Consider the following 16,008-nt stretch of genomic DNA (forward strand, 5'->3'; position numbering starts at 1 on the left):
ATCAGGTTAAAAAATATATAACGACTAATGTTCCTGCTCCTGCCATTCCTATGGTATTGGTGAACTCTATTATCTCATCCTCAATATCGCTCAGTAGCCAAGCTGTAGTGTTTTTTGACTTGATTGTAGAAAAAATTAAGGCTGTAGTGCTAGATTCAACGCTGAAGAAGGCAATGACGATTTCAATTGACCCTGCATTAAAAAGCATCATGGGTAAAGCTAAAAAAACAGTTAACATTATTATGATGCTTAAAGCAAAGCGCTGTGTATGACTTAACATTCCGGGCGTTTTCGGTAGCCAGACATTTGAGAATAACGTCTTATCTTCCGTGCATAGCGTTAGAGAAAAATACTTGGTTAGTGAGGATTTAGATATAACCATTTTATTGCACCTATTCTCCAAGAGCCCCGAAAAGCTCAGTCTCCTGTGACTTCGCGGATATCCTCAAGGAGGTCGTCAAAATAAGGATTCCAGGTCAGGCGTGCGTGGTATTTTTCCGGGTCGCTCTGGCCCCATGCGCCGAACCAAAGGGTGTTGGTGTCATCAGGTGGCGTGAGGCCGTCCTGGCCGTTTTCCAGCATGAGGTAGCTACCCGCTTGACCGTAATAGGGATTCTCGGGCGCAAACAGCACATTCATATGAGAGAAGGTGCTAATGCGCTGATCGGGTAGGTGGCTGGTAAAGGCGGTGACGCGTGGATCGTTAAGGTTTTGCGGTGTGTCCCCGTACCATACGAAGCGTGATTTACGATTGGGAAAGCGGTTTTGAAAGGCGGTGAGCGTCGCATTGGGGTCAAGGACGCTATCATGCTGGCTCATCGTTATGAGTACGGGTTTATCAAAGCGTTTGGTTTTGAGATTTTTTTGTACGGCATTGACCGAGCGATAATAGAGAGATGCCCCGCGCGCAGGAAGTGACCGATAAGTGGCAATATTGTCTTCTTCATCGATGTCGAGCCAGTCCCATAAATAGGCAATGGCCGGGGCGAGAAATAGATAGTGGGTATCGGGGTAAAATCCAGGAGAAAACAGCAGCAGACCATCGACATTGTCGTCGTTGAACGCATGAGAAGTGACCAGATTGCCGCCCGTTGAAAAACCACCCAGCCAAAGTTCATCGACCTCGGCTGCTAGCAGTTCGGCGTGATGGGCAATGATTTTTTCCCAATCCTCATTATCAGCTAGCATCAGATCGGCAGGGCGTGTGCCGTGACCAGGCAAAAGAATGGAGCGAACCAGCCAGCCGTCATTCGCCATAGCCGTGGCGATATCCATAAAATACCATGGGCTGGCGCCCAGTCCGTGGGCTAACAGGATACCGCGTTTCGCCGGTTTATCAGGACGGAGTTCAAACGGCGTGTTGAGCTCTATTTCAAGGTCGCGGTCTTCACTGATGAAGGCGCGGTTATCGGCAATCCATGCACGTGTTTCGCGCACATATTGATCGAAACTCTCCTGGTCGTAGGGAGGCAGGTTGCCTGAGGATTGAAAGCGTGGGGAATCCGGCGGCACGGCGCAGGAGGTCAGCAAGAAAAGTGTCAAAAGTAGAACGCTAAGCCGACGAATCATGAAAGCCTCTCTGTAGTTGCTTGCCTCTGACAGAGAGTCACCAATGTGCTCCCCTTACTTAGAATGATTGGGCAGGCGGGCTGTGTAGTGTTTAACGCGCAGCGTGATTATTTTGACTGTTACGGTCATTTAGCCGTTTAAGGCAAACCCCGGCAGCACTGCCTCGGCCTCAATAGCGATTAACCACTCCGGTTCGGCAAGACCGTACACAATTAACCAGGTGGCAGCTGGTGGCGCGATAGGGAATCGGTGCTTTAACGCTTCCATCACCACCTGCTGTTCATACCGCACGGATTCGGCTAAGTAGATTCGTAGCATTACCACCCGCGTGAGATCGCCCCCAAGACTTGTTAGTAACCGTTCGACATTGTCGAGTGCTGCCTGGGTTTGCTCGGGCAACTCTGGGCCCGCTAAATGGCCCGCGGTGTCGACGCCCACTTGGCTTGACATCAGCACCCGGGTGCCGCCCTGTACCAACACAGCCTGACTGTGGCCTTCAGCGAGTGTGTCAGGCAGGTTGGACGGGTTTAACGGTTTGCGTCTTAAAATTTGCATGACCACCTCAATGGTAAGTTGCGTGCGATGACGATCCCTCAATTAATTTTGCTGAATGCCCTGCTGACTGTTTTTATGGGCCCTGTTTTCAAAGGCGCAGTTGTCCCCGTTACTGTTTTTAAGGACACCGCTGTCTCTACAGAGCGTCATGATCAACCCGGGGTGGGCATTGTGGGCCGAAAGCTCCCAGCCGTGTGCCATGGCAATCTCCTGGCAGATCGCCAGCCCCAAACCGGCGCCGTGGTCGCGTCGATGCGCACCTCGCCAAAAGCGAGAAAACAGCAGCGACAGCTGTTCTGGCTCGACGCCAGGCCCCCGGTCTCGCACGGTTATCCTGTTTTCCTGGATCTCCATGCTGACGAGAGTCTCCGCGGGGGCATGCTGGATGGCGTTCTCCAGCAAGTTCTTGAGCAGGGTGAAGCATGCCCCGCGATCAGCCTTCCATGTCACTCCTTGATCCGGGGCAAGCACCGTTAAATGCACGTCGGCGGACTCTGCCATGCGCTGTAAGTAGGTAGAAGCTTCGTGGGCGATGTCCTGCATCCGAACAACGGTAAACTGGTAGCTGTGTGCCTCGCTCGCTTCGGCCAGCAGTAGCAGTTGTTGCACTTGGCGCGTCATGTACTCGACATCGCTCAATAGCGCCTCACGATCATTGTTACCATCTGCGATCAATTCAATCTGTGCACGAATCAACGCCAGTGGTGTTTTTAACTCGTGCGCTGCATGGCCGAGAAACTCCTGCTGGAGACGATAACCCCGCTCAAGGCGTTCCAGGGTGTGGTTGAAGCTATCCACTAGTGGTGCAATCTCCGCAGGCACCGCGTCCGTATTCAGCCGGGCGTTGATGGAGCGCGGCGAGATGGCCGCCGCGGACTCCGACACGTCTCGCAATGGCTTGAGGGTGTAGCGCAGGGTAATATAGGCGCATAACCCGAAGGCGACGAACAGCACAAGTCCGAACACTGCCACGGCAGCGACCACCTGCGGAAAGGACACGGTATAGACGACATCCAGGAACCTCGCACTGACCGCGAATTGCAGATACCACCTTCGCCCCTCATGCTCAAGGGGCTGCGTTGCGCCGTAGAAGGTCTTTCCCTCATGCTCGAAGGTGAAGTTGCCGCGTGCCAGCCGAACAAGATCGCCGTCGGCCGTCCAGAACTCCTCACCTGAGCTGGAAAAGATGGCCACGTTTCCGGCTTCATCCAGAATCCGGTAAGCCGCTTCGCGCTGCGGACCCTCGTACAGCCAGGCGCGATCCTCCAGACTCGAGTCGAAGCCGACGGGTCGGCCGCGACTGTCGAACTCGATATTGTCTACTAGCCCCTCGGCCGCGTCGGCCAGATCCATACGAGCCAGTAGATCGCTCTTAAGCACCACTGCAGCAGCAATTACCAGCAGCGTGATACTCAGCACCATGCCCGCCACATAGGCCAGTAGCACTTTCAACCTCAGGCTATTTAGCGTCATCCGCTTGACGAAGCGCATACCCCATTCCTCTGACGTTGGCGATCCGCTGGCGCGAACCGATGGCCCGCAGCTTGCGGCGTAAACGGTGCAGGGCGACATCCAGGGCGTTAGGTGTTACCGCCTCGCTTAGGCCCCAGGCCGCCGCTTCCAGCGCGCTGCGGCGTACGACCTCATCATGCTTGTATAACAGCAACTGCATAATGTGCAGCTCCGCCGGGGCAAGGGTAATACTCTCGTTCCCGCTAAACAGAACGCCGCTTTCCGTATGCAGTCTCAGGTCGCCGTGAATGGGGTCGATTGAATGGAATTCCACAGGGCGGCGTAGCAAGGCACGGACACGTGCCACCATCTCATCCATGGCAAACGGTTTGGGCAGGTAGTCGTCGGCGCCGGCTTCGAGTCCTTCTACCCGGTCATGCAGCGCATCGCGCGCCGTTAACACCAGGCAGGGCACGCTAAGGCCCGCGTTGCGCAACTTCTTGAGCAATAGCAGCCCGTCCCCATCCGGCAAGCCGCGATCGAGCACCAGTGCCTGGTAGGATATCTGCTGAACGGCAGCCCATGCTGCATCAATGCGGTCAACCACATCCACGGCGATGCCAGCGTTCACCAGCCCTTGGTGCATTAGCTGGGCTAGGCGATCGTGATCCTCGATCAGCAGTATCCGGCTCATCAGAAGGTGTAAAGATAGCCAACTAACACGGCGTTTTGGGTCGAGCGATCCACCAGCGGGCTATCTTTGATTTCGTCCGCCAAGCTCGTGACCTCAACACCTACCAGCACAGAGTGATGCTGGTCAAACTGATACACGCCGCGCACCCCCGCCTCGATATTGGTAGCCGACTCTCCCTTATAGGCGGGGCGATCGAAGCGAACCTCATTATCGCGAACGCCGAAGTAGTAATCGACGTTCTTGTCGTCCTGCCAGGATGCCCCAACGTATGGGGTTAGCATTATATGTTCGCCGAATTCCCACGTTCTCTCCAGGCCAAGATCGACGCGCTGCCCGTCGCTGTTGCCGGAGACGTCGGTGAGCCATTCGGCGCTGACCTCGAACAGCTCGCTTTCCCACTCCACTTTTGCCCCCGCCCAGAAGCCGCCCTCGCGCTCACTCATGCCGTTGAGAATCCGGGCATCTCCTTGCTCGTAGCCGCTCTCATCGTACTGGGCGACGATACCGAAATTGAGCTGTTGTGAGTCGCTGATGACAAGACTCGGCAGTTTAAATTCGATTTCCGGTCCGAAGACACTAATGTACCGGTTTTCGATCAGGAGCAAGGGAAATGGGGTGGTTTCCCTGTCGATACCGGCATAGGGATCCTGTTCGCTCATTGCACCTACGCCCAATCCCCAAGTGGTTTCGTCTGAATACTCTTCGTCGGCGAACGCCAACGGAGAGGCAATAACAAGACCACCGATAAATGCGGCTGTCGCCAATCTTATAGTGGTGAGACGGCCGTCCAGCAATAGCGACTGATGAGAACTCATGGTTGCACTCCTAGCATTGTGTGTAAGTGAGAGCGTTATGGAAGTGCCATCATCAGGAGGATTGTCTTACGCGTTTCTTACTGAAAACGGATTTGATCAAGCGCTACGTCAGTAAGAAACGAGAAAGGAATACAGGCCGATAGTTGTTCAACAGAAATGCTTGATGTCGTTTCTCGTCAACAAACTGCACAACTTGAAACAGGCCTGAATTATGTCATCTCCGACCAGAAAAATGTATCTCGGCATTATGATTGTCGTGATCGCAAGCGCAGCCGCGCTGGCATTTATGCAGGCGGTGTCGGCTGAAGGCGATGCCGTCGCCGAGCCGACGGCGCAGCCCTCACTATCAGTCAACGTGACGACATTAGAACCTCAGACGCTGCCGACGACGATTGCGGCCAATGGTGATATCGCTGCGTGGCAGGAGATCATTATCGGTACCGAAATCGGTGGCCTGAGGCTGGTAGATGTCAAGGTAGACGTGGGTGATGAGGTCACGGAAGGGCAGGTGCTGGCCGTTTATAACGATACGACAGTGCGTGCAGAACTTGCGAGAAGCCGCGCCGCCGTGGCGGAAGCCGAAGCAACGCTTGCGGAAGCAGCGGCCAACGCCCAGCGTGCCCGCGGTTTGAAAACCACAGGATCGCTTTCAGAACAGCAGATCCAGCAATACGAAACCGCCGAACTCACCGCACGGGCGCGGCTAGATGTTGCACAAGCCGAGAATGAAGCTCAAGCGCTACGCTTGGCTCAGACGGAGGTGGTCGCCCCAGACGACGGCTTAGTTACCTCCCGTACAGCTACGGTGGGCGCTGTCAGCGGCGCTGATCAGGAACTGTTCCGATTGACGCGCCACGGCAGGCTGGAGTGGCGGGCCGAGGTCGCCGCGTCCGATCTGGTTAACCTGCACCCCGGCCAGATGGCCAGGATAAGCCTGCCTGGAGGATACGCACTCGAAGGCCGTATACGCACGACTGCGCCGCTAGTGAGCACCGCTACACGAAATGGCCTGGTCTACGTCGATCTTCCAGTAAGCGACATCGCACGGGCCGGAATGTTTGCACGGGGAGAGTTTGAACTGGGCAGCCGCCAAGTAATGACGCTACCCCGTTCCGCGGTGCAACTACGCGATGGCTTTGGCTATGTCCATCGCGTCAGCGATGAAGGCCAGATAACGGAGCAGAAAGTTGCCCTTGGTCAGCAAACGGATGATCGCATCGAAATTCGCGACGGGCTTGAACCCGATGCCCGAGTGGTCGCCTCGGGCGGTGCTTTTCTGGGTAACGGTGACCGGGTTCGGGTGATTGAAGGAGAGCCGGCTCATTCACCCCAAACGGACGATACCGACGCCGAGGAGGGGGTATGACGCTTAATACCTCATCCTGGGCGATTCGCAATCCTATTCCGGTTGTTCTGCTCTTCATTCTATTGACCTTCTGGGGGCTTATCTCCTTCCGAGGCTTGTTTATTCAGGACTTGCCGGATGTCCAGTTGCCCCTCGTGGAGGTCTCCGCCTCGTTGCCGGGGGCGGCTCCCGCCTTAATGGAGAACGAGGTTGCCCGCAAGATCGAGGACTCCATCGCTACCGTCTCCGGCGTCAAAAATATCTCTACAACGCTGACGGATGGCAATGCCGATATCGCTATCGAATTCCGGCTGGAAAAGTCCTTGCAAGAGGCTATTGAAGACGTGCGCGACGCTGTTGCTCGCATCCGCTCGGACCTACCCGCCGACCTGCGTGATCCAGTGATTCGGAAAGGTGAGTTTTCCAGTGAGCCGATTGTACGCTACACGGTGACCTCCTCCGATCTAGACGAGGAGGCACTCTCCTGGTTCGTCGATGACAAAATGACCAAGGCCGTATTGGCGGTGCCCGGTGTTGGTTCGGTTCGGCGCATCGGTGGCGTTGACCGCGAAGTCCGCGTGGCATTGGATCCGGATCGCCTTCTGGCGATGAACACGACAGCGCTGGATATCTCCCGCCAGCTGCGCCAAGCGCAGTTGGAGGCGCCCGGTGGCCGCGTGGATGTCGGCGGAGCCGAACAGGCCGTGCGCATCATCGCCAACGCTGAATCCGCAGCCGAGCTGGCGAAGATGGAGCTGGCACTCAGCGACGGTCGGCGCATTCGCCTTGATGAAGTGGCGACGGTTACCGATACCGTGGCTGAGCGGCGCTCAATGGCACTCTTGGATGGTGTGCCCGTCGTCGGCTTCGAGATGACCCGTGCCGAGGGATACGGCGAGGTGGATGTGGCCGAGGGCGTGCAGTCTGCGCTCGCGGAATTGCAGGCGCAATATCCTCATATAGAGATCGAAGAAGCCTTTAATTTCGTTGGGGAGGTGGTGGAGAACTACCAGGGCTCCATGCATATGTTATTCGAGGGCATGGCGCTGGCGGTGCTGGTGGTGTTCTGCTTCCTGCGCAATTGGCGTGCCACACTGATTGCGGCGGTTACGCTTCCGCTGTCGATCATCCCCACCTTCGCTTTCATGCACCTGATGGGCTTCTCACTCAATACGGTGACGTTGCTGGCGCTCTCGCTGGTGATCGGGGTGCTGGTGGATGATGCCATTGTCGAGATTGAGAATATCGAACGGCACCTGCTAATGGACAAGCCCCCGCGCCAGGCTGCTATGGATGCTGCGGCAGAAATCGGCTTGGCCGTTGTCGCCACCACCTTTACGTTGATTGCCGTTTTTCTGCCCACGGCCTTTATGAGCGGCACCGTCGGGCAATTCTTCGTTCAGTTCGGTTGGACGGCCTCGGTAGCGGTGCTGTTTTCGCTGCTGGTGGCGCGCCTGCTGACGCCCATGCTGGCTGCGTATCTGCTGCGCAAACCCCAACATCCCTCGCGCGATCCAACGTGGATTAGCTACTATTTGATCGTTGCTAACGGGTGCCTGCGCCACCGTAAGACAACGCTCGTCGCAGCGGCGGCCTGCTTTGCAGGAGGTATCTGGCTGGCCTCGACCCTGCCGGGTACCTTCATACCCCCCGATGATGATTCCCAGACGCAGGCGACGCTCACCCTGCCGCCCGGTAGCACCTTTTCTGAAGCAGAAGCGCTTGCCGAGCAGGCACGCTCACGCCTGGTGACGCAACGGCATGTCGTTAGCGTTTTCGCGGCTGTCGGTGGGGGCTCTGGCAGCAGTGACTCTGATGTGACCTCGGTTGAGCTGACCGTTGGTTTGTCGGATCGCGCAACCCGCGCGGGCGTTACGCAGCAAGACATAGAGCAGCAGTTACGCGTTGCACTCGCCACACTTCCCGGCGTGCGAACTCGCGTAGGCGACGAGGGGGATGGCTATGAGCTGGTGCTCGCCGGTGAGGATAGCCGAGTGCTTGAACTGCATGCCCGCCAAGTCGAGCGGGAAATGCGCGCCATTCCCGGCATCGGTGCGGTGAGTTCGACGGCCAGCCTGGTCAGGCCTGAGCTCCTCGTACGCCCTGATTTTGCTCGCGCCGCCGACCTTGGGGTCTCGGCTCAGGCCATCGCCGATACGCTGCGCATCGCGACAGTGGGCGATAACGCTGAGGACCTTCCTAAGTTGAACTTCAGCTCGCGTCAGGTGCCGGTGATGGTCCGACTGGCGGATGCCGCTCGGGAGGATATGGCGACCCTTAAACGGCTACCAGTGCCTGGTGCGAACGGGCCAGTGCCGCTGGAGAGTGTGGCTAACTTTGAGTGGAGCAGCGGCCCTTCGGAAATCACCCGGCATGACCGTCTGCGCAACGTCAATTTCGAGGTAAGCCTGCAAGGGCAGGCTTTGGGAGAAATCGAACAGGCCGTGCAGGCACTGCCCAGTTTACGTCAGTTGCCGCGCGGCGTGTTTCAGGCAGCAGAAGGCGATGCAGAGGAAATGGCGGAGCTTGCCTCAAGCTTCGGGATTGCCATGCTGACCGGCGTGCTGTGTATCTACATGGTACTGGTGCTGCTGCTCAAGGATTTCATGCAGCCGATCACCATTCTGGTGGCACTGGTACTCTCCATCCCTGGGGCTTTCCTGGCGCTGTTCCTCACGCAGACGCCCGTGTCGCTGCCCGCCATGATCGGATTGATCATGCTGATGGGCATCGCCACCAAGAACTCAATCCTGTTGGTGGACTACGTCATCATCGCCCGCCGGGTGCATGGGTTGGAACGTGTGGACGCCATTCTTGATGCCTGCAAAAAACGTGTTCGGCCCATCGTGATGACCACCATTGCCATGGGGGCGGGCATGATGCCGATCGCTCTAGGATGGGCTGGTGATCCCAGCTTCCGGGCCCCCATGGCCTTTGTTGTCATTGGCGGGCTACTCACTTCAACGCTTCTGAGCTTGCTGGTTATCCCGGTGGTGTACAGCTACGTGGATGACATCGGCAATATCCTGGGGCGGTTCAAGCTGCTCCCAAACCACGCAACGCAAACATCGGAGTAGAAATTGTCATGAAACAGATCGAAAAAACCCTAGAGAGCCTGACAATGGGACGCCGTAGTTTTCTAACGGGCGCGGCTGCACTTGGTGTGGGTGCCGGGTTGTCCGCGCCTGCCATTATCTCCAGTGCTGCCGCGACAGAGAGGTCGGTCATCGCGTTGCGAGACCAGGATCTGCCCTTTATCGCCACGGAAGAGACCTATACCACCGAGGAACTGATCGCGCTGAACGCGATTAACGATGAACACGTAGAGTACCTCAGGGAAACGGGTCTTGCCGAACTCGGCCCTGGCCGCATCGGCGCAATGGACAAGGCGGGGATCAATGTTCAAATCCTCTCCGCACATACGCCGGGTGTGCAGAATGTCCCCGGTCAGGAAGGCATCGATTTTGCCTATCGTCTCAACAAGATGATTGCCGATGGCCCGATGACCACCCATCCGGGGCGGTACCAGGCCTATGCAACCTTGCCTCTGCAGACCCCGGAAGCATCAGCGGACGAACTGGAACGCGCCGTTCGGGAAGATGGCTTTCTGGGGGCCATGACCAATGGATTCATTGGCAACAAATTCCTCGACCACCCGGATTTCGAGCCCATTCTGGCGCGCGCCGAGGCGCTTGATGTGCCGATCTACCTGCATCCAGGCTTCCCCCCGGAAGACGTGTTCAATATTTATTACAACACCATGCGGCCAGGGTATGACCAATTGTTCCAGAACTACATTTTCAGCGGTTCAGGATATGGATGGCACCAGGAGGTGCTGACTCAATGTCTTCGACTGATCATCACTGGGGTGTTCGATAAATTTCCTAAACTGCAGATGATTATCGGCCATATGGGAGAAGGCCTGCCGTTCTACTACGAGCGTATCGTGGGAGATATGAGCGAGTCGACTGAAGACTCGCTGAACAAGCCTATCGGGCAATATTTTAGTGACAATTTCTGGTACACAACCAGCGCATTCTTCCAGGATGAACTGCTTCATCTTTTGCTGAGGTACATCAGTGTGGATCGAGTGATGTTTGGAACGGATTACCCGTTTGCAGACATGAAGCAAGGAACCGACTGGTTTCGGGCGGTGGATCTGCCCCGTGACGCCAAGGAAAAAATTGCATTCCGAAATGCAGAAAAGCTGTTCGGAATAAAGGTCTGACACATTCTCATGGGCGTGAGGCCGCGTAATAGGTCGGACTAAAAATGAAGCCGCAGCCTGCGGTTTTCTGGGGCCCCCCATCAGTACCTTGAAGCGTCAACGGTGGGAGAAGCACGGGGGGCCTAAGAAGAAAGCCGCTACGCTGGACGCTTCCAGAGGCCGCTAGGCCTTGGCGCCGGCCTTTGCCAGCGGGATGCTATTGCCTGAGCGAGTCCCAGGCCCAGCAGGCGCGTTTTGTCCGCCTTGCTGGTCGAGATGCGTGTGTCCCAGGCCCGAGCACCGTGCGCTTTCACCTTGATCCCGATTTCCCGATAGACGCCGTGGGCGGTGCCGATGGCCCAGGCACAGCGAGGTGTCAAGGCCGTCAATCCACCACGGGCGGAGTCATAGTAGGGTTCCGATAGATCAATCAGTTGTCGGGCCAGGCCCGCCAGGGCCTCACGATGCCTTGGCGCGGTCATCTCCTGGCGTGGAATGCCGGCTTCTTCCAGCCACTGTGCCGGCAGATAGCAGCGATCAATCTGTGCATCCTCGATGATGTCCCGGGCGATATTGGTCAGCTGAAAGGCCATCCCCAGGTCGCAGGCCCGATCCAGGGTCGCCTTATCCTTGGCGCCCATAATCCAGGCCATCATGATGCCCACTACGCCTGCAACGTGATAGCAGTAGTCCAGGGTGTCGTCGAGGGTGACATAGCGCCGCTGTGCCACATCCATTGCGAAGCCGTCCAGGTGAGTCAGGGGATAGCGCTCAGAAATCCCGTGACCGAGCGCCACCTCCTGAAATGCGGCGAAGGCCGGGTTTTGCATGGGCTCCCCGGCATAGGCGCGACGTGTCAGGTGTCGCAGCTCGTTCAGGCGCGTTTCGCTGCTTTTGCCCGTGGTTTCCTGAGCACGAAAGCCCAACTGCTGGTCGTCGATCACGTCGTCGCAGTGGCGACACCAGGCATAAAGCATCAGGGCACTGCGCCGAGTGGCCGGATCGAACAGCTTGGCGGCGGTGGCAAAACTCTTGGAGCCCACGGCAATTGTCTGCGCGGCATGCTGTCCTAGCTTATCGGTCATTGAGTCGCTCCAGCATCAGGCCAGCAGTGGCCTTGGCGGAACCGATCACTCCGGGCACTCCTGCGCCGGGATGGGTGCCCGCCCCTACCAGATAAAGGTTGTCGATCTTGGCATCCCGGTTGTGAGGCCGGAACCAGGCACTCTGAGTGAGAATCGGCTCCAGGGAAAAGGCGGAACCCAGGTGGGCGTTGAGCTCCTCACGAAAATCCAGGGGCGTGAAGTGTCGACAGGTCACCAGGTGCTCCCGAAGCCCGGGGATATAGTGGCGCTCCAGATAGTCGAGGATGCGGTCGCGGTATATCGGACCCTGGGTTTCCCAGTCGATGTTCGCCTTGCCCAGGTGCGGCACCGGTGCCAGGACATAATGAGCGCTACAGCCTTCCGGTGCCAGGCTCGGGTCGGTGACACAGGGGGAGTGCAGGTAGAGGGAAAAATCCTCCGCCAGGGTGTCCGCGTTGAAGATCTCGTCGATCAATTCCTTGTAGCGGGGGCCGAAGCACACCGTATGGTGCTCCAGGCCTTGCGGTGGCCTGTCCAGGCCGAAATAGATCACGAACAGTGACATGCTGAAGCGCTTGCGGCCCAGAGACTTGGCCTGGCGGGTGCCGCGGGAATGCCCGCTCAAGAGCCTGCTGTAGGTATGCATCACGTCTGCGTTGGAGGCCAGTGCATCCGTCGGAAAATGCCGGCCATCCGTCAGGATGACGCCGCTTACCTGATCCCCTGCGGTTTCGATGTTTGCCACTTCCGCGTTCAGTTCGAGGGTGCCGCCGAGATCCTTGAACAGCTGGACCATACCCTGTACCAGGGCGCCGGTGCCGCCCCGGGGAAACCATACGCCCCACTCCCGCTCCAGGGCATGGATCAGGGTATAAATGGAGGAAGTGGCGAATGGGTTGCCCCCCACCAGCAGGGAATGAAAGGAGAAGACCTGGCGCAGGTGCGGATCCTCGATGAATTTCGAGACCATGGAGTAGACGCTGCGCCAGGCCTGAAGCTTCGCCAGCTGCGGCCCGGCGGCGAGCATGTCGCGAAAGGCCAGAAAGGGCACGGCGCCGAGCTTGCGATAGCCCTCCTCGAACACTGCCTGGGAATAGCTCAGGAAGTGCCGATAGCCCTCCACGTCACGGGGGTTGCGCTCGGCGATCTGTCGCTCCAGGGCGGCCTGATCGTTGACGTAATCGAAGGCAGGGGCATCTTCCCAGCATAGCCGGTAGAAGGGCGTGACCGGCAGCAGTTCGACATAATCTGCCATGTGTTTGTCCGCCAGACGAAAGAGTTCTTCCAGGGCGGAGGGGTCGGTAATCACCGTCGGACCGGCATCGAAGGTGAACCCCTGGTCTTCATAGACATAGGCGCGGCCACCGGGCTTGTCGCGCTTTTCCAGCAGGGTAGTCTGGTAGCCGCCGGACTGCAGGCGAATCGCCAGGGCCAGGCCGCCGAAGCCGGCGCCGATCACCAGGGCACGTTGAGGCTGGGTCATGAGCGTATTCCGAAGAAGGTGGATGAAATCTTTTGTGGGGAATTCGCCCGCACTGCCTTGAGCGCTTCGCCAAGCGGCACCGGCGGCTTGCCCATCAGGATGCGCACTTTGTCGGCACGGGTCAGGCGTCCGGCGTAGAAGCGTTCGATCAGCGGTTCTGGCAGGCCGTAGAAACGTTGCATGACCTGCCAGCGCCGCGCCGGGCGGCCCGCCAGGAACAGCATGCGATTGAGCAGGCGGAAGTAGCCCTGGTGTTGCCATTCCCGGGAGGCGAAGGCATGGATGGCCTGGAACAGCGACGCCGCATCGAGCTTGCCAAGCTCGGCGATGCGTTCTGCCAGACCCATCGCCTGGGGCAGGGAGTACCCGGTGGTGGGGTGGAACAGACCGGCGCGCAGGCCGCTTCGTGGTTGGCCCTGGGCGTTCTGCCAGAAGGCATCGAACTCACCCGCCAGGATGATCGGCAGCACGCCGCTCTCTTCCCGCAGGGTTTCGACGATCCGCCAGTCGCGATCCCGCGCGTAGGCGCCAATATGCTCACGCAGTTGGGCCGCGTCCGCCTCCGGGCGGTCCACATAGTGGGTATCCTCGATCAGCAGGGTATCGTGGCTGAACGGCAGCACGTAGACGAACCGGTAGCCGTCCTGCTGGGGCACGCTGGCGTCCATGAGGATCGGTTCTTCCAGGCCGTGGGGCGTGTCCAGGCGGACTTCCTGGCCGAGAAAGGCCTGGTAGCCCAGGGTCAGTTGAGCGCTGTCGGTGGGACCCCGGCCGTCGATGACCGCGTTTGCGTGCAGCACCCGGCCATCCTCGAGCTCCACGCTATCCGTGGAAAGGCGGGCCACGCGCGTGTCGACCCACAAGTTGTCGCCCAGGGCCTCTTCCAGAACGCAGGCGAAATCCCGGGAGAAGATACTGGCGTAGCCCCCGTTCAACAGGCGCTCGCGGTGCGGGAAGATCACACGGTGCCGCGGCCAGCGACGACCCACTATGGGCGCCAGCCAGGCATGTTGGTCTGCGGAGAGATCGCCATCGTGAAACGACCAGGTGTGATGACCACCGGGGCGACTTTCGCTTTCCAGCATCAGCAGGCGCAACTCTGGCTGCGCCTGTATCAAGCGCAGGGCGATCAGGCCGTTGGCCAGACCGCCCCCCACCAGTATCAGGTCATATCCTGGCGCGTTCATGAATCATACCTCGTCGCCAGTGACCGGCGCGGCAGGATAGGGGCGATGACGGCGATATACCTAGCCATGGGGCGCTTCCAGAGGGACGCCGCGATCATCCAGCAGCACCGCCGTACGCAGGGCATGCAGGTCGGCGCTGCCGGTACAGAAACAGGCGATGCGCAACTGCTGGATGATCACCTCGAAGTGCTCGATCACCGCCTGACTCGATTCGGTGGCACTCTCGAGCACTGCGGCGGCCTGGCCCACCAGATCCGCGCCCAGGCGTATGGCCTTGGCGGCGTCCACTCCATCGCGAATGCCGCCGGAAGCGATCAAAGGCGTCTTCGGCAGGGTCTGGCGCACCGCTCGAATGGCCTGGGCGGTGGGGGTGCCCCAGCCGGCGAAGGCCATGGCGACCCGGCGCTGGTGCTCATTTGTTGCGCGTTCCGCCTCCACCGCCGCCCAACTGGTGCCGCCGGCGCCGGCCACGTCGATCATCGCCACACCTTCTTCCACCAGCGCCCGGGCCACCTCGGGGGAGATACCCGCGCCGACTTCCTTGACCACCACCGGCACTTCGAGCGACGTGACCAGCGTGCCGATGGCCTGAAGTACGCCACACCAGTCGCGGTCGCCGCCCTGTTGCACGGCCTCCTGCAGGGGGTTGAGGTGGACGATCAATGCATCCGCCTCGATCATCTCCACCGCCCGGCGCGCCCAGTCGATCCCCTGGGGCTCCCGAAGCTGACCCGCGCCGATATTGCCAAGCAGTGGAATATCCGGGGCGATGCGGCGTAACTGCCTGGTCAGGCCATGATCGTTGCCAGACTGCAGGGCGACTCGTTGGGAGCCGATGGCCAGGGCGATACCCAGGTGTTGGGCGGCTTCTGCCAGGTGATGATTGATCGTTTTGGCCCGTTCGGCGCCGCCGGTCATGGAACTGATCAACAGCGGCGCCTTCATGGGTTTATCGAAAAGTCGAGCGCTCAGATCAATCTCGTCCAGGTGCAGCTGTGGCAGGGCGCAATGGGCGAAGCGATAGTCGGCGAATCCCGTAAGGGTCGATGTGTAAGCCCGACGAGCGTCCAGTACGATGTCGAGATGATCATTCTTGCGTTTCACCATACTGTCATCGGTCATGTCGCGCTCCCGCTGGCGGTGCAGCCCGTTTATGCTGTAGGCGTTTTTTGAGTTTTCTGACATCTGGCGCGTAAAGGAAGCCGAAGGACACAGCACCCTCTCGAGTACGTACGGCATGATGTATGCGGTGAGCTTGAACCAGACGCTTCAAGTAGCCGCTCTTCGGCTGCCAGCGAATCGGCCAGCGTTGATGAACCATACCGTCGTGAAACAGAGAGTAAGCGACGCCGTACAGCGTAATGCCTGACGCGATTGCCATGAGTGGCTTCCAGTAAAGATCCCCCACAGCAAACATGCCGACCACCACCAGCGAAAACACAACAACATACAGGTCGTTTTTCTCGAATACGCCCTCAGTGGGTTCGTGATGGGATTTGTGCCAGCGCCAGCCCCAGCCGTGCATAATGTACTTATGGGCGTACCAGGCGAATACTTCCATGCTCAGGAAAGCCGCTATCACAAGCATGAGCGTCCAGAACCAGTCCATCATGTTT

Annotated in this window: 14 protein-coding genes; 4 read left to right on the plus strand and 10 right to left on the minus strand. The window is 58.6% G+C overall.

Features of this window, described 5'->3' with window-relative positions:
• On the plus strand, positions 1–272 hold a 272-nt coding region (locus ACT3UM_RS14225; RefSeq protein WP_498899815.1), incomplete at its 5' end, for a hypothetical protein.
• Positions 273–417: 145 nt separating this feature from the next.
• On the opposite strand, the gene ACT3UM_RS14230 is transcribed toward ACT3UM_RS14225, so the two are convergent.
• From ACT3UM_RS14230 to ACT3UM_RS14250, 5 genes are all read right to left on the minus strand, one after another.
• Entirely contained in the window at positions 418–1,569 is a 1,152-nt protein-coding gene (locus tag ACT3UM_RS14230; protein ID WP_498899817.1) for an alpha/beta hydrolase, read from the minus strand.
• Positions 1,570–1,698: 129 nt separating this feature from the next.
• Positions 1,699–2,124 carry a Rid family hydrolase gene (locus tag ACT3UM_RS14235; protein WP_498899819.1) on the minus strand — a complete coding sequence of 142 codons (426 nt, stop codon included), beginning with the start codon at positions 2,122–2,124 and terminating at the stop codon, positions 1,699–1,701.
• A gap of 42 nt (positions 2,125–2,166) precedes the next feature.
• Positions 2,167–3,615, minus strand: a complete 1,449-nt coding sequence (locus ACT3UM_RS14240; protein ID WP_498899821.1) for a sensor histidine kinase — start codon at positions 3,613–3,615, stop codon at positions 2,167–2,169.
• Entirely contained in the window at positions 3,584–4,270 is a 687-nt protein-coding gene (locus ACT3UM_RS14245; protein ID WP_088700735.1) for a response regulator transcription factor, read from the minus strand. Before ACT3UM_RS14245 ends, ACT3UM_RS14240 begins: the two co-directional genes overlap by 32 nt.
• Positions 4,270–5,085, minus strand: a complete 816-nt coding sequence (locus ACT3UM_RS14250; protein WP_498899823.1) for a MipA/OmpV family protein — start codon at positions 5,083–5,085, stop codon at positions 4,270–4,272. Before ACT3UM_RS14250 ends, ACT3UM_RS14245 begins: the two co-directional genes overlap by 1 nt.
• A gap of 211 nt (positions 5,086–5,296) precedes the next feature.
• Here ACT3UM_RS14250 and ACT3UM_RS14255 point away from each other — a divergent pair, with 211 nt between their 5' ends.
• From ACT3UM_RS14255 to ACT3UM_RS14265, 3 genes are read left to right on the plus strand one after another with little or no spacing between them, the layout of a single operon-like run.
• Complete coding sequence (locus tag ACT3UM_RS14255) at positions 5,297–6,451, plus strand: efflux RND transporter periplasmic adaptor subunit (protein ID WP_498899825.1); 1,155 nt, start codon at positions 5,297–5,299, stop codon at positions 6,449–6,451.
• Complete coding sequence (locus ACT3UM_RS14260) at positions 6,448–9,507, plus strand: efflux RND transporter permease subunit (protein WP_498899827.1); 3,060 nt, start codon at positions 6,448–6,450, stop codon at positions 9,505–9,507. The genes ACT3UM_RS14255 and ACT3UM_RS14260 overlap by 4 nt, the downstream gene beginning before the upstream one ends.
• 8 nt (positions 9,508–9,515) lie before the next feature.
• Positions 9,516–10,658 (plus strand): amidohydrolase family protein, encoded by a 1,143-nt coding sequence (locus ACT3UM_RS14265; RefSeq protein ID WP_498899829.1) that lies wholly within the window; start codon positions 9,516–9,518, stop codon positions 10,656–10,658.
• A 137-nt stretch (positions 10,659–10,795) separates the two neighbouring features.
• Here the strand turns inward: ACT3UM_RS14265 and crtB are convergent, their stop codons facing one another.
• From crtB to ACT3UM_RS14290, 5 genes are read right to left on the minus strand one after another with little or no spacing between them, the layout of a single operon-like run.
• On the minus strand, positions 10,796–11,722 hold the full coding sequence (gene crtB / locus ACT3UM_RS14270; RefSeq protein ID WP_498899831.1) for a 15-cis-phytoene synthase CrtB: 927 nt from the start codon (positions 11,720–11,722) through the stop codon (positions 10,796–10,798).
• The gene (locus ACT3UM_RS14275; protein WP_498899833.1) at positions 11,712–13,205 is read right to left on the minus strand and encodes a phytoene desaturase; all 1,494 of its coding nucleotides are present in this window, start codon (positions 13,203–13,205) and stop codon (positions 11,712–11,714) included. The genes crtB and ACT3UM_RS14275 overlap by 11 nt, the downstream gene beginning before the upstream one ends.
• Positions 13,202–14,392, minus strand: coding sequence for a lycopene beta-cyclase CrtY (gene crtY / locus ACT3UM_RS14280; protein WP_498899835.1), 1,191 nt, complete (start codon positions 14,390–14,392; stop codon positions 13,202–13,204). Before crtY ends, ACT3UM_RS14275 begins: the two co-directional genes overlap by 4 nt.
• Before the next feature lie 60 nt (positions 14,393–14,452).
• Positions 14,453–15,514, minus strand: coding sequence for a type 2 isopentenyl-diphosphate Delta-isomerase (gene fni / locus ACT3UM_RS14285; RefSeq protein WP_498899837.1), 1,062 nt, complete (start codon positions 15,512–15,514; stop codon positions 14,453–14,455).
• Positions 15,504–16,004, minus strand: coding sequence for a sterol desaturase family protein (locus tag ACT3UM_RS14290; protein ID WP_498899839.1), 501 nt, complete (start codon positions 16,002–16,004; stop codon positions 15,504–15,506). The genes fni and ACT3UM_RS14290 overlap by 11 nt, the downstream gene beginning before the upstream one ends.
• Between the last annotated feature and the right edge of the window lie 4 nt (positions 16,005–16,008).

This window comes from Halomonas sp. AOP13-D3-9 (assembly GCF_052379125.1).
GTDB lineage: Bacteria > Pseudomonadota > Gammaproteobacteria > Pseudomonadales > Halomonadaceae > Vreelandella.

Bases quoted from the DNA above. Each gene is read 5' to 3' on its own strand.
- ACT3UM_RS14230 (WP_498899817.1), bottom strand. From the start codon at position 1,569: ATGATTCGTCGGCTTAGCGTTCTACTTTTGACACTTTTCTTGCTGACC.
- ACT3UM_RS14235 (WP_498899819.1), bottom strand. From the start codon at position 2,124: ATGCAAATTTTAAGACGCAAACCGTTAAACCCGTCCAACCTGCCTGAC.
- ACT3UM_RS14240 (WP_498899821.1), bottom strand. From the start codon at position 3,615: ATGCGCTTCGTCAAGCGGATGACGCTAAATAGCCTGAGGTTGAAAGTG.
- ACT3UM_RS14245 (WP_088700735.1), bottom strand. From the start codon at position 4,270: ATGAGCCGGATACTGCTGATCGAGGATCACGATCGCCTAGCCCAGCTA.
- ACT3UM_RS14250 (WP_498899823.1), bottom strand. From the start codon at position 5,085: ATGAGTTCTCATCAGTCGCTATTGCTGGACGGCCGTCTCACCACTATA.
- ACT3UM_RS14255 (WP_498899825.1), top strand. From the start codon at position 5,297: ATGTCATCTCCGACCAGAAAAATGTATCTCGGCATTATGATTGTCGTG.
- ACT3UM_RS14260 (WP_498899827.1), top strand. From the start codon at position 6,448: ATGACGCTTAATACCTCATCCTGGGCGATTCGCAATCCTATTCCGGTT.
- ACT3UM_RS14265 (WP_498899829.1), top strand. From the start codon at position 9,516: ATGAAACAGATCGAAAAAACCCTAGAGAGCCTGACAATGGGACGCCGT.
- crtB (WP_498899831.1), bottom strand. From the start codon at position 11,722: ATGACCGATAAGCTAGGACAGCATGCCGCGCAGACAATTGCCGTGGGC.
- ACT3UM_RS14275 (WP_498899833.1), bottom strand. From the start codon at position 13,205: ATGACCCAGCCTCAACGTGCCCTGGTGATCGGCGCCGGCTTCGGCGGC.
- crtY (WP_498899835.1), bottom strand. From the start codon at position 14,392: ATGAACGCGCCAGGATATGACCTGATACTGGTGGGGGGCGGTCTGGCC.
- fni (WP_498899837.1), bottom strand. From the start codon at position 15,514: ATGACCGATGACAGTATGGTGAAACGCAAGAATGATCATCTCGACATC.
- ACT3UM_RS14290 (WP_498899839.1), bottom strand. From the start codon at position 16,004: ATGATGGACTGGTTCTGGACGCTCATGCTTGTGATAGCGGCTTTCCTG.